This is a genomic window from Persicobacter diffluens (assembly GCF_036244895.1).
GTDB lineage: Bacteria > Bacteroidota > Bacteroidia > Cytophagales > Cyclobacteriaceae > Persicobacter > Persicobacter diffluens.
The window spans coordinates 1,647,498-1,660,947 of the sequence record NZ_BQKE01000001.1; the positions used below are offsets into that span (position 1 = coordinate 1,647,498).

At 43.4% G+C, this 13,450-nt stretch carries 9 protein-coding genes; 2 read left to right on the forward strand and 7 right to left on the reverse strand.

Going from position 1 to position 13,450, the window contains the following annotated elements; all coding sequences use genetic code 11:
- Nucleotides 1-4 precede the first annotated feature (4 nt).
- The 5 genes from AAA970_RS06855 to AAA970_RS06875 form a co-directional block, all read right to left on the reverse strand.
- The gene (locus AAA970_RS06855) at nucleotides 5-1,225 is read right to left on the reverse strand and encodes an acetate/propionate family kinase (RefSeq protein WP_338236490.1); all 1,221 of its coding nucleotides are present in this window, start codon (nucleotides 1,223-1,225) and stop codon (nucleotides 5-7) included.
- A gap of 43 nt (nucleotides 1,226-1,268) precedes the next feature.
- Nucleotides 1,269-2,225, reverse strand: coding sequence for a 3-hydroxyacyl-CoA dehydrogenase family protein (locus AAA970_RS06860; protein WP_053404709.1), 957 nt, complete (start codon nucleotides 2,223-2,225; stop codon nucleotides 1,269-1,271).
- A gap of 78 nt (nucleotides 2,226-2,303) precedes the next feature.
- The gene (gene pta, locus AAA970_RS06865) at nucleotides 2,304-3,305 is read right to left on the reverse strand and encodes a phosphate acetyltransferase (protein WP_053404710.1); all 1,002 of its coding nucleotides are present in this window, start codon (nucleotides 3,303-3,305) and stop codon (nucleotides 2,304-2,306) included.
- A gap of 412 nt (nucleotides 3,306-3,717) precedes the next feature.
- A complete protein-coding gene (gene yidC, locus AAA970_RS06870; RefSeq protein WP_338236491.1) occupies nucleotides 3,718-5,529 on the reverse strand; it encodes a membrane protein insertase YidC in 1,812 nt (603 codons plus the stop codon).
- A 120-nt stretch (nucleotides 5,530-5,649) separates the two neighbouring features.
- Nucleotides 5,650-7,266, reverse strand: coding sequence for a CTP synthase (locus AAA970_RS06875; protein ID WP_338236492.1), 1,617 nt, complete (start codon nucleotides 7,264-7,266; stop codon nucleotides 5,650-5,652).
- Between the two features lie 370 nt (nucleotides 7,267-7,636).
- On the opposite strand from AAA970_RS06875, the gene AAA970_RS06880 reads away from it, so the two are divergent.
- Nucleotides 7,637-8,839 carry a response regulator gene (locus tag AAA970_RS06880; RefSeq protein ID WP_338236493.1) on the forward strand — a complete coding sequence of 401 codons (1,203 nt, stop codon included), beginning with the start codon at nucleotides 7,637-7,639 and terminating at the stop codon, nucleotides 8,837-8,839.
- Between the two features lie 30 nt (nucleotides 8,840-8,869).
- Here AAA970_RS06880 and AAA970_RS06885 read toward each other — a convergent pair whose 3' ends face one another.
- Nucleotides 8,870-9,883 (reverse strand): 3-oxoacyl-ACP synthase III family protein, encoded by a 1,014-nt coding sequence (locus tag AAA970_RS06885; RefSeq protein WP_338236494.1) that lies wholly within the window; start codon nucleotides 9,881-9,883, stop codon nucleotides 8,870-8,872.
- Nucleotides 9,884-10,101: 218 nt separating this feature from the next.
- Complete coding sequence (locus AAA970_RS06890; RefSeq protein ID WP_338236495.1) at nucleotides 10,102-11,805, reverse strand: GAF domain-containing protein; 1,704 nt, start codon at nucleotides 11,803-11,805, stop codon at nucleotides 10,102-10,104.
- Nucleotides 11,806-11,933: 128 nt separating this feature from the next.
- Here AAA970_RS06890 and AAA970_RS06895 point away from each other — a divergent pair, with 128 nt between their 5' ends.
- A complete protein-coding gene (locus AAA970_RS06895; protein ID WP_338236496.1) occupies nucleotides 11,934-13,340 on the forward strand; it encodes a DUF5106 domain-containing protein in 1,407 nt (468 codons plus the stop codon).
- The last annotated feature ends 110 nt before the right edge of the window (nucleotides 13,341-13,450 follow it).

Consider the following 13,450-nt stretch of genomic DNA (forward strand, 5'->3'; position numbering starts at 1 on the left):
TCATTTATGAACTTACACTTAAAACCTGTTCAGAAAGACGGTAGGTGTCTTCGGCGATGACCAACTCTTCGTTAGTCGGTACTACCATAACCGTAACTTTGGAGCCTGGTTTGGTAATTACCTTTTCTTCTGCCCGGAATGATTTATTGATCTCGTGGTCAAAATCCACGCCCATAAATTCTAATCCCCGGCATACCCCTTCCCGGGTGGCATCTCCATTTTCGCCCACCCCTCCGGTGAAAACGATGGCGTCAACGCCTCCCATGGCTACCGCATAAGCACCAATATATTTTTTGATACGATAATCATACATGTCCAAAGCCAGCTGGGCACGGTCATTACCTTTTTCAAAGGCTTCCAATTCTATATCTCTCATGTCTGAGGAGATGCCCGTAATGCCCAAAACGCCGGAGCGTTTGTTGATTAACGTATTGGCGGTATTGACACTGATGTCTTCTTTCTTCATGATAAAGGTTAACACCCCAAGGTCCAAATCCCCGGCACGCGTTCCCATAATCATGCCCTCTACAGGCGTAAGCCCCATAGAAGTATCGACGGATTTCCCACCATCAACCGCAGCGACAGAAGCTCCACCGCCTAAATGGCAGGTGATGATTTTCGCCTTACTGTAGTCCAGCCCCAGGATTTCACAAGCCCTACGTGAAACGTATTTGTGTGAGGTCCCATGGAAACCATATCGTCGAATTCCATACTTCTTATATAATTCATATGGAATGGCGTACATATAGGCATGTGCCGGCATTGATTGGTGAAAAGCAGTGTCAAAAACCGCTACCTGAGGTGCTTCCGGTAAAAGTTCCATCATAGAGCGAACCCCTAAAAGGTTCGGCGGATTGTGCAAAGGAGCCAAATCGATACATTTCTCAATTTCTGCCAATACGCTTTCGTCTATCAAAGCAGAATCTTTAAAAGCTTCTCCTCCGTGGACTACGCGATGGCCGATCGCATCAATTTCATTTAATTCCTTCACCACACCATATTTCTCACTCTTCAGCACGCCGAGTATGTACTCGATGCCGATTTTGTGATCCATGATGTCGCCTTCCAAAATGACTTTATTTCCGTCTTTATCCTTGGTTTTTAAGAATGCTCCGGTCAATCCAATTTTTTCTACTATCCCGTTGGCTAATTCTGTAGCCTCCGGCATCGCAAGCAATTGGTATTTGATTGAGGAGCTTCCGCAGTTTAATACTAAAATTTTCATTGTTTGTGTGATTGTGATTGGGGTAAGGTCTTGCGACCCTTATTTAGTCATGGATCTTGGATCCGTATTTGTCGTATTTATAGAATCCTTCACCCACTGAACGGCCAGTCTTACCTGCTCTCATCAATTTTTTCAACATTGGAGATGCTTTGTAGCGGGTGTTACCGAATTCGTTGTAAAGGTTATCCAACCAGCGGGTTACGCGATCAATACCAAAAAGATCTGCCGCCTCGAATGGCCCCATGGAGTTCCCCATGCCTAAACGCATCGTGGTATCGATATCTTCTTTGGTCGCTACTCCTTCCATCAAAATGGAGCAAGCCTCGTTGATCATCGGTGCGATCAGACGGGTGGAAATGATGCCTGGAGATTCTACTACAGGAATTACGGTTTTCTTCAACATTTTTGCAAAACGCTGCACACGCTCGTATGCGGCTTCGGAAGTGTGCAAGCCACGGGCTACCTCTACGATTTCTGCATCTTCTACTGGGAAAATGAAGTGCAGGGAAGCACAACGCTCCGGGTGATCCAATTCAGCGGCAAGCTCAGTGATCACCAAAGTAGTGGAGTTCGTAACGATTAAGCACTCCTCAGAAACTACTTCTTCTGCTTTTTTGAAAATGGACTTGCGATCCGGAACACATTTCTCACGGGTGCGAGACTTGATCGCTTCAATAACGATATCGCTTTTTGCTAAGTCAGCATAAACGGTAGTTCCGGAAATACGGGAAAGGATGGATTTCTTTTCAGAATCTGTTAAACCCCAACGTTCGATTTCCAAATCCAATGCGTGAGACATGCCGTCCATCGCCTGGTCCACACGCTGTTGGCTCAATTCCAAGAAAACGACATCGAAACCACGGCGCGCACATAATAAGGCGATGGCTTGCCCAAGGAAGCCGCAACCTACGATACCTACATGGGAAAAGATGTTGTTCTTAGGAGCATCATTTCCTGCATGTAGGCCATATGATGCAATTGATTCTCTAATTTCAGACATTATTGATATAAAAGGATAAATATTTCGATAACTGTATTAACGCCAAAAGCCCGAGGATTTCCCCGGGCCAGTGCTTTATTAAGCTTCTGCAGCCTGATTTGCCGTAATGGCCACCAGGTTCACGATGTCATTCACAGAACATCCACGTGACAAATCATTGATTGGTGCTGCCATACCCTGAAGTACCGGGCCGATGGCTTCCGCACCTGCTAGTCGCTGTACCAATTTGTAACCAATGTTACCTGACTGTAGATCCGGGAATACCAAAACGTTGGCCTGACCGGCAATTTCAGAGCCCGGCGCTTTAGAAGCCCCCACTGCTGCTACAATGGCAGCATCTGCCTGCAATTCACCGTCAATTTTTAAATCAGGCGCTAATGCTTTTGCCAATGCCGTAGCTTCCGTTACTTTGTCTACAAATTCGTGTTTTGCTGAACCTTTAGTAGAGAAAGACAACATGGCCACTTTAGGATCGATTTTAGCAATCGCTTTCGCAGTTTCCGCTGAAGAAACCGCAATTTGCGCCAATTGCTTCGCGTCCGGGTTCGGTGTTACGGCACAATCCGCAAATACCATTAGCCCATCCTGACCATAGGTGTCATTTGGTAAAATCATCACAAAAGCTCCTGATACAACAGAAATACCAGGTTTGGTTTTTACGACCTGGAAAGCAGGGCGCAATACATCGCCAGTGGCATTTTGTGCGCCGGCAACCTCCCCATCAGCATCACCAGCTTTGATCATAAGTGTCGCCAGGTATAATGGGTTTTCAACCAATTTGGAAGCTTGTTCCTCGGTCAAGCCTTTAGATTTTCTTAAATCTAGTAATAATTCCGTGTAAGCCTGTTTCTTGTCATGATTGGTAGGATCGATGATCGTCACCTTGTCCAAATTGTTTAAACCTAATCTTCCGGCTTCTTCCTGAATGGTATTCGGGTTTCCAATTAGGATGATATGTGCCAGACCTTCGGCAGCAATTTGGTCCGCTGCTTGCAAAGTACGTTCTTCCTCGCCCTCAGGTAGGACGATTCTTTTATTGTACTTTTTTGCGTTTTCCTTAATCTTCTCAATCAAACTCATAACGGGCTTAACTTATTTTTATTGTTAATCAAATGTTTCTTTATTTAAAAGCCGGGTATCGACTATTTTGCTTCGAATGTAACAAATTATTCCATTAATCGCTGTTTTTTGGCAGACCAAAAATGATTTTGATCAAAGAAAATTTGTTATTCCTGCTGATCTGTGTTTCAGAATATGATAGATGTCTGCATTACGCTTGATTTTGTATTATTTCAATCAGGGCTTTGCGTGTGTTTTGGTTAACCAATATGAGTAAAGGTCAATGTATTTATCCAAATTTGCAATTATTTAAGGCTTTATTCTAATGTAATTTTGCTTAGACTCAAACATGATGATTATCATATATTTGCGCAAAATGTCAAAAAAAAGCCCATCCGACTGGATGGGCTTTTTTCAATAGTTTAATATTTAATTATTTCTTTTTCTTATTCTGGTCAGCAGTGCGTTGCTTTTGCATTTCCTGAGATTGCTTCATGGCTTCCTGAAGACGAGCCTGGAATCCGGTTTTCTTGCGGTTGCCGGCATTCTTTTTTGCTTCCTGTAATTTTGCATGGATGGCATCGTCATCTACAAATTTACGGATGGCGTAAGTCTGGCCAAAAGTAATGATGTTAGACAGGAAGTAGTAGTACGTCAAACCAGCAGGGAAATCATTCAGGAAGAAAATCATCATGATCGGCATCATGTACTGAATGCTTTTCATAGGTCCTTCCAAATTCGTGTTTTGGTTCGTTGCCTTGGTGTAAAGGATGGTGGATACCGTCATCAACAAGGTGAACAAGGAAACGTGATCTCCATAAAATGGAATTGAGAATGGAAGATCTAAAATACTATCAAAAGTGGATAGGTCATGTGCCCAAAGGAAAGATTCCTGACGTAATTCCACGGAGTTCGGGAAGAATCGGAACATTGCAAACAGAATAGGCATCTGAAGCAGCATCGGGATACAACCACTTAGTGGGTTCACGCCTGCTTTAGAGTACAATTCCATCTGTGCGGATTGTTGTTTCTGCATGTCGTCCGGATGCTGTTCTTTGATTTCAGCAAGTTCCGGCTGCAACACCCGCATTTTTGCCATGGACAGATAAGACTTATAAGTCATCGGGAACAACAACATCTTAATCACCAATACCAGCATCAGGATGATCAATCCGTAGTTGGAGGTGAATTTCTCAAAGAAGTGGAAGATATTGATGATGATGTATTTGTTGACATACTTAAAAATGAACCAGCCCAGGTTGAGGTTTTGGTCAAAACCAGGCGCTACTTCTTTCAGGATATCGTACTGGTTAGGTCCAAAGAAGAATTCAATGGACTGATCTGCATTGTAGTCAAAAGTCGCGCGGCCAATTTTTACCGTCGTGCTGTCATTCGCAGGCGTTTCAATACTGACTTCCGAAACTTTTACCGCAGTCGATGGAATTACAGAAGATGTGAAAAACTTCTGCTTAAAAGCAATCCAGCTGATTTGTTCCGCCGGAGAAGCAATTTCTTTATCACTGGAAGACATGGAAAGCTCTTCGAAGTCCCCACCGGCAGTGTAATAATGTGCAGTGGTGTTCATACGAGCACCAGCCCGGCTATCCAAATCAGGCTCTACTCTTTTGAGTCGGTTGGTCCAGTCAAAAGCAATGGTTTGTGAATTCAGGGAGCTCCCTAAATTGTTTAATTTGGTGTCAGCGTTTAAGGTATAACCTTCTTCCGCTAGGGTGTAGCTTTGCTGAATGCTACCATTTCCCACTGGCAAATTAAAAGTAATGGTGTTGCCATTAAGCTGAGGAGTGGAAAAGTATAATTCCGAAAGGTTTACATTACGACCTTCAAACTGAATCGTACGATTGAGTTGAGAAGATTCCTCATCTAAAAGAATTAAAGGCTTTTGGTCGTAAGTTTTATATTTTTTCAATTCCACAGAAGCAATGCTTGCGCCTTTGGAAGAGAAAATCACTTTAATGTCTTCGTTTTCTAAAGTGGCATTAGTGGCAGTTCCGGTAGTGGCCTCTGCTAAATTGCCAAATTTTTGCTGGTTGATAAGGGCTTGAACGGAGTCCGGAAGTGCCGGCGTTTCCGCAGGTTGGGAAGGCTGAGTAGTCGTCTGCTCGACTTTTACTGCTTCAGCGGCTTGCTGTTTTGCTAAATCCTCTTCGGATGGCGCAAAAAAGTAGCCGTAGGCGAGAAGTAGGGCAGAGATAAGTACTAAGCCTGTTACTTGATTTTTGTCCATAATTAAACGTCAATTCTAAAAATTGATCCTGGTTATTTCGATTTTAAGAAACGCGAATTTAATGAAAAAAAACACCTCGATGAACCATCGAGGTGTTTTTTAAAGGCTATATTAATGCTATTATTTGTTTTTTGACTGGTAATCCAAGGCCGCTTTCACAAATGAAACAAAGATTGGAGATGGATTGATCACGGTAGATTTCAATTCCGGGTGGAACTGAGAGCCCACAAACCAAGGGTGATCCGGAATTTCCACCATTTCTACCAGTGTAGAGTCCGGGTTAATGCCGGAGGCAATCATACCGGCCTTTTCAAAATCCGCTAAGAATTTATTATTGAATTCCCAACGATGACGGTGACGCTCGCGGACTACCGGTTTACCATAAACCTCTGCCGCTTTCGTGTCCGGTTTGATCTCGCAGGCATAAGCCCCCAAACGCATGGTGCCGCCCAGGTTGGATAAATCCTGTCCTTCCATCAAGTCAATTACCGGGTGAGTGGTCTGAGGATTCATCTCTGAAGATGCTGCATCTTCCCAGCCCAAAACATTGCGGGCGAATTCCACTACCGCCATTTGCATTCCCAGACAGATACCAAAGAATGGAATTTTGTTCTCACGAACAAATTGAATCGCTGTGATTTTTCCGTCAATACCGCGCTCACCAAAGCCTGGTGCTACCAATACGCCGGCAGAATCACCCAATAAGTTAGCCACATTATCTTTATTGACAGACTCTGCGCTTACCCAGTTGATGCGAACTTTGGCTTCGTTTTCTGCACCCGCATGAATGAAAGATTCAACGATGGATTTATAGGCATCGTGAAGTTCTACATATTTTCCTACCAAAGAAATTTTCACTTCTGCCGTAGGATTTTTCAATCGACCCAGGAAATCTTTCCAAAGCTCCAGCTTCGGTTCGCTGTCATAAGTCAATTGTAATTTTTCAATAACACGCTCATCCAGCTTTTCTTTTCTCATCAAAAGCGGAACATCGTAAATGGTCTCTGCATCCAAAGATTCAATTACGTTTTTATATTCCACATTGCAGAAAAGAGAAAGCTTGCGACGAACATCATCAGGAAGTGAATGCTCAGAACGACAAACCAAAACATCAGGCTGGATTCCGGCTTCCAAAAGTTGCTTCACCGAATGCTGCGTTGGTTTGGTTTTTAATTCACCTGCTGCTTTCAAATACGGAATCAGCGTCAGGTGGATCACCATAGCATTGGAGGAACCCAATTCTAGTTTTGCCTGACGAACGGCTTCAATAAATGGAAGTGATTCAATATCACCCACGCAACCACCGATTTCTGTGATGATGACATCATACTCGCCGGTTTGGCCTAGTTTATAGAAATTTTCCTTAATTTCATTGGTGATATGAGGGATGACCTGTACCGTTTTTCCAAGGTATTTTCCTTCACGTTCCTTATTGATCACGTTATGGTAAATCCTACCCGTGGTCACATTATTTGCCTGAGAGGTCTTAATGTTAAGAAAACGTTCGTAGTGTCCCAGGTCAAGGTCGGTCTCCGCTCCATCCCGAGTGACGTAACACTCGCCGTGCTCGTATGGATTCAGTGTTCCCGGATCAATATTTAGATAAGGATCGAATTTTTGAATAGTGACAGACAAGCCTCTTGCCTGTAATAATTTTGCCAAAGAAGCGGCGATAATTCCTTTTCCCAAAGAAGATGTTACCCCACCGGTAACGAAGATGTATTTTGCTGAACCCATAAGAAATAAACTGCTGTTTCTGTACTTATGGGATACAAAGTTAGGGGACTTTTTATATTCTGCACAATAAACTGACTTAATAATTATTAAAAATCGTAAAGCCCCACTGTCTTAGTAAATTACCATTTCGCTAGTGATTTTTAATGGCATGGCTGAAATTTAATATTACATCTTGTTTATGTTTAATTTCATCTGTAGGTCTTACATCTTCCTCGTTGATCCTTCTGCGCTTTTTTCAATAATAAGGAGGAATAACAATATTAGTAATTGCCTGTTATACCCATATTAGTTGCGTAATCTGGCTGAGAGACGGTCATATTATGTTTGAATTAGGAATTAATGTTACATGGTATTGTATAGCGGGATGCAAATGTCTTCTTTTTCTACGAGGGAAACCATACATCAGTGGATGGCGGATTTGAAAGCGGTTGCCCAACAGAAGCAGGTTAAAGTGAAAGCTTGGGTGGATACGGATATCCCGGAATTTTTGGTTGGCGATAAGCTAAAGGTTTATCAATTGGTGCATCAGCAGGTAACCGATCTGCTCGAAACCACGGGGGATCACGCGATTGAAATGGAAGTGGGGGTGGGGAAATGCCTGGAGAAGAATATATGGCTGAATTTCCATATTTCCGGAGGCTTTGATTCTTCCTCTCTAAGTCAGGAGCACCTTATTCACACCTATAAAAAAATGGTAGCTGGAATTGGGGCCGAGATGGAGGTCAGTTTTTTGAAAGACAGGGTTAAATTTTCCCTGTGTATTCCCTTTCTAAGAAGTGAAGAGGGACTGCCCAGGCCGCTGGCCAATATGAAAAAAGGTGATTTCGAGCATCGTTCCATTTTGCTTATAGAAGATGATCCGGTGAATGTGATTGTGTTTAAAAAATGGATGAAGCGGTGGAATTTAGAGGTTGTGGTCGCCCAGAATGGCCTTCAGGGTTTGAAATTGCTCAATGAAAAACCTTTTTCGATGGTTATTCTCGATCTGCAGTTACCCATATTAAATGGCTGGGAATTGATGGAGATGCTCCGGCAATCCGAGCATGCTTATTTTAAGCAAATCCCGGTGGTAGCCATTACCGCTTTGGTGGATTGGTATGAAGGGGTAAGGCCTGTAAAGGGTATTCAGCAGTTATTGATCAAACCATTTAGGCCAAAGGATTTATTATCGGCCATCGGTGATCATGTGTTATTTAAAAATGCCACCTTTAAAAAGTCTGCTGCGCTGGCCAAAAAGATCAATGCACATTATTCCAAAAGGGATGCCTTAGGCGTACAAACTCTTCCGCTTTATGGGCAGCATGAACTGAAATTAAAGAAATTTTTGCATCGATACCGCAAAGCCCTTAGTACGGAGGACTATTTTTCCCGAATTGAAGCGGTAGATAATATCCGTTCCACCCTTATTCAGTTGGATGCTGACCAGTTATTGTTGGAAATTGACAACAACGGAGGTGATCTTCAGGGGTATGCCGCGGTCGAAAAAGGAGTTCAAAATTTACTGCAATCTTTTGGTCAATATGGCTTGGAAAGCAATGCCAAGCCGGTACAAGTACAAAAAAAGCACCACTAGTGTGGTGCTTATATGGCTGTTATCATCGATTTACCAGCGAATTAAAGCGGATGCCCAGGTAAATCCGGAGCCAAAGGCGGCCAGGCAGATCAAGTCTCCATCTTTCACTTTTCCTTCCTCCCAAGCCTCACTCAAAGCAATCGGAATAGAAGCTGCTGTGGTGTTACCGTAGCGCATAATGTTGTTGTATACTTTTTCTTCCGGTAATTTCATTTTTTGTTGAATGAAATTACTGATTCTCAAATTGGCCTGATGTGGCACCAGGAGATCAATCTGATCCGGCGTCATTTGATTAGCTTTTAGGGCTTCCCCAATCACTTCCATAAATCTCACCACCGCGTGTTTGAAGACGACATTGCCATTCATATGTGGGCGGATGCTCATACTCTCTATCACTTCTTGGTTCAGTCTCTGATCCGGATGTCGGCTGGAGCCCGGGTCCTTCCCAAATAACTCCTCCGCATGCGTGCCATCGGCATGCAAATGCGTGGAAAGAATGCCCTGACCGCTTGCTCCCTCTTCGGCCTGAATGACGGCCGCTCCTGCTCCATCGCCAAAAATAACCGAAACATTCCTACCACGGTCCGACATTTCTAAAGCAGAGGACTGGATTTCGGCACCTACCACTAATACCGTTTTATACATGCCGGTTTTGATGAACTGATCTGCCACCGACAGACCGTAGATAAAACCGGAGCAGGCATTTCGGATATCAATCGCCGGGATGGTTTTTTCATGAAGGCCCAATTCTCTTTGCATTAAAACGCCGGAGCCCGGAAAAAAGTAATCCGGGGTGATGGTCGCGAAAACGATCATGTCTACCTCCTGAATGGCGATGCCAGCGCGCTCCAATGCCATTTTTGATGCACGGGTTGCCATATTGGAACAGGTATCTTTTTCCGGATCAAAAAATCTTCTGCTTTTAATACCGGTACGTTCCTGAATCCACTGGTCCGAAGTGTCCATTTGGGCAGCCAAATTATCATTTGTCACCACATTTTCGGGAACATAGTGTCCTACACCTTTAATTCTTGAAAATGTCATATTTCTTATCTCTGTGTTTGTTTCTTTTCATTATTACAGCCATCAATTTAATAGTTTATGCGGCAATGGCAAATGACATTTAAACTCCTCAAACCGGCTTGTATTTGGGATCTTCCTTTTAACCATTTGGGATTTAGTGGAATATTACTCAGGATAGGGTGAATTATTGATAGATTAATAATTTTAAAGAATCAGGAAACTCTCTTATTTCTGATGGTTTATTGTGATTTTTTAGCATGCGTATTTCGGGCGGCTGCCACTTGGTTGGAAATGTTATAGGCGAGTAGCTTTTGTTGACCTCCGGAAATCACCTTTTTGTTCAGCTGCCATTGTTTTGGATTGTTGTTGATGTGGTCTTCAGCCAAAATTTCCGCTTTGATCATGTGGAAATAGGAGGGCGTCTCCGCTAAAGCCATCTTCCGGATGTTTTGCCCACTGTGATTTTTTTTATTACAATCTTTTATAATCAATGGACTCAGCCATAAAATATCGCCACTTTGGCTCAATAGCAAGATTCTTTCTCCGCTAATACCATGACATTCCAGCAGTATTGAAAAATGCAGATTGAAACGATCGATTTGTTTTTGATGGTGGTTTTCCTGATCGGCCTGCATGCGGGTCATTTGTTCGTGTGTAGCGGCCAACTCTTCCATGTTTTGCCGCATTTCTTCTTCCTGTGCCTGCAATTGTTCGGTTTGTAGATTACTGGATTCCAATAGTTTTTTGGTTTGTTTGTTGATGTTCAGGTTGATCAGATGAGCGCCGAGATTATTACATATGCCCTTTAAATACTCGAAATAATGTTTTGGATAGGGGTGTAGGGCCGCTAATTCGAGTATTCCTACCACCTCTTCATTGTATTTCATCGGCATCAGGATGATGGAAGTCGGCGGTGCGTCTCCCAGTCCTGATTTGATACTAAAATAATTGGAAGGGATTTCTGTAAGGTAAATTTCCTGAGCCTCCAGATAGCACTGACCCACCAGGCCTTCCCGATCGGTATAGGACTTGTGCAGGTATTTTTTTCGATTGAAGGCATAGCAGGCGACCATGTTTATTTGGGTTTTTCCATGGAGTTGGTCAATATGGTAAATCGCACCCTGCATGCTGTTGGTGTATTGGACGATTGCACTCAAAAGTTGGTCCTGCTGATTTTCCGCCCCATCGGTGGTCCTGAGCAGATGATCTATGGCCGCAATGCCTTCGGTTATCCATTGCCTTTTTTTGTCTTCTTCTTTTTGTGTCTCTACCTGCGCGACATAGGCTTGTAATTGCTCCGATTTCGATTGTAAATCTTTCTGGCTTACTTCCATTTTATGGATCATTTTCTGAGCGCTCAACTGAAGATTGCGTTGCACCTTTTTATTGACAAATGTCAGGGCAATGATCATCATCACCCCACCAATCGTATTAATGAAATATTCAAGTGAAGTAGTTTCGTAACCCATAAAAGAGCTCATTTCGAAAAGAGGCGCCATATAAAGCAGGGCGAAGAGGTGAGCGATATTGATGGCTGTGGCCCACCAAAGTGGTTTTTTTTCTGAGAGATCAAATAATACCCAGGGTAAAATAATCATAGCGGTCATCGTGAGGAATAAGGAAGGTACCGGATTTTGTCCCAGAGGAGTAATCAGGCTAATGGCCACTGTGGTGAAAGAGGAGGGGAAGATGGCGGTAATAATTCGTGCAATATGATTGAGCCGGAGTTTGTTTAGGGTCAGGGAAGTCAGGTATACCAGACAGCTTCCTCCGAGTAAAATCAATAGGGAAGGGGCGGTGAAAAGCGCCAGGCTTCCAAAAATCAGGCAGGCGATCAGACAAAAATAATTTACCAGATTACAAACCCAGAATTTGGTTTTTACCTGTTGATTGTCGGTCGGAAGGCTCCCTAAAAAGAGCAAATTGTCAATTGTCGTCTTCATATTCGTTGGTCAAATCGGCATTATTTATAATATTTGAAACTTAACCACTTTGGGAGCGTGCAAGTCAGGAAGGTGAGGGGGAGTGGTGTCAGAAAAATCAAACAGTTCAATTATTTAGACATTAACTTATGTTTTTAAGGAATAAAGCACATTGGCTATTAGGGGTGATGATGTTTTTTAGCTATGTGGTGAAGGGGCAGGGGTACGAAATAGATCTTCAGATTAAGGGCGTGGCCCTTCCTGAAATGTATTTGGGCTATTACTTTGGAGAAAAACAGTACGTCAAGGATACTGCAAGTATTTTAGCAGATATATCCGGTGTGGGGCATTACCAATTTAAGGGAGAAGAGCCCTTAAAAGAGGGGATTTATTTTATTTATCATCCGGAAGGGGTTTATTTTCAAATGGTGCCGGACGAGCAGGCTTTTGCGCTGAAGACCGATACCCTGGACCTGACGGGACATATGGATATTCAGCATTCTCCTAAAAATGAGCTTTTTATTGGCTATGAGCATTTCATCACCAGCCAGAATAATAAAGCGCAGCAGATTCAGCAACAGCTGCAGGCCCTGCCGGAGGGAGCCACTGATCAGCAAAAGGCCTTTCAGGAGCAATTGATGCAATTGGACCAAGATGTGAAGGCAAGACAGTCAGCGGTACTGACCCAACATCCGGAATCCATGACCGCCAAGATTATTAAGGCAACCAAACGACCGGAGGTACCGGCCTCGCTTGGGAGTCAGCTGGAGCGGGTGATTTATTACCGATCTCATTTTTGGGATAATTTTGACCTGAGCGATCCGGCCTTGCTCAGAACTCAATTCTATGCACCAAAAGTGGAGGAATATATGGAGAAACTGACCTATCCGCAGCCGGATTCTTTGTTTGATTCGGCCGTTAGGTTGATTGAATTGTCGAAAGGCGATGAGGAGACTTTCAGATATATGGTGGTGAATTTGTCCAATCAGTTTGAAATGGGCAAGCGCATCGGGGCCGAGAATGTTTTTGTGAAGCTGGCGGAGCGCTATTATTTGTCCGGTCAGGCGACTTGGGCAGAGGAGGAAACCATTTCAAAAATCGAGGAGCGGGTAAATCAGTTGAAGCCGAATTTGATTGGAGAGAGGGCGCCTGATTTAGTGTTGAGAGATCCGGAGGGGAATGAGTTGAATATGGCGGACCATTCCGCACCTTTTACGGTGCTGTTTTTCTATGATCCGGAATGCGGGCATTGTAAGAAAGAAACCCCGAAAGTATTGGAGGCCTTTCATGAACTGCGAGATCAGGGCGTTGAATTTTGGGGAGTGAATACGACTACGGATACGGAAAAATGGTTGAAATACGTAGTAGAAAAGCAAATGGACTGGATCAATGGGGAGGATCCTTATGTGCAAAGTAATTTCCGCTACGATTATGATATTCGAACTACGCCCATCATTTATATTTTGGATAAGGATAAGAAAATCATTGCCAAAAAGATAGCGGCGGAGAATATCACGAAGTTCATCGAAATTTATCAAAAAGAAGGCGCTAACTAAATTAAAAACCTCTGAGCGGGAATGTCCCCTCAGAGGTTTTTTTTGGCTTTTGGTTACGGGGTTTAGCGGATTTGCTTATTTTTGCCCCCTTATGCGCATTGGCAATTTGA

Coding starts and splice junctions, on each gene's coding strand:
- AAA970_RS06875 (WP_338236492.1), bottom strand. CDS start 7,266: ATGGGTTCAGCAAAATACATCTTCGTTACCGGTGGGGTAACATCTTCT.
- AAA970_RS06880 (WP_338236493.1), top strand. CDS start 7,637: ATGTCTTCTTTTTCTACGAGGGAAACCATACATCAGTGGATGGCGGAT.
- yidC (WP_338236491.1), bottom strand. CDS start 5,529: ATGGACAAAAATCAAGTAACAGGCTTAGTACTTATCTCTGCCCTACTT.
- AAA970_RS06885 (WP_338236494.1), bottom strand. CDS start 9,883: ATGACATTTTCAAGAATTAAAGGTGTAGGACACTATGTTCCCGAAAAT.
- AAA970_RS06860 (WP_053404709.1), bottom strand. CDS start 2,225: ATGTCTGAAATTAGAGAATCAATTGCATCATATGGCCTACATGCAGGA.
- pta (WP_053404710.1), bottom strand. CDS start 3,305: ATGAGTTTGATTGAGAAGATTAAGGAAAACGCAAAAAAGTACAATAAA.
- AAA970_RS06855 (WP_338236490.1), bottom strand. CDS start 1,225: ATGAAAATTTTAGTATTAAACTGCGGAAGCTCCTCAATCAAATACCAA.
- AAA970_RS06890 (WP_338236495.1), bottom strand. CDS start 11,805: ATGAAGACGACAATTGACAATTTGCTCTTTTTAGGGAGCCTTCCGACC.
- AAA970_RS06895 (WP_338236496.1), top strand. CDS start 11,934: ATGTTTTTAAGGAATAAAGCACATTGGCTATTAGGGGTGATGATGTTT.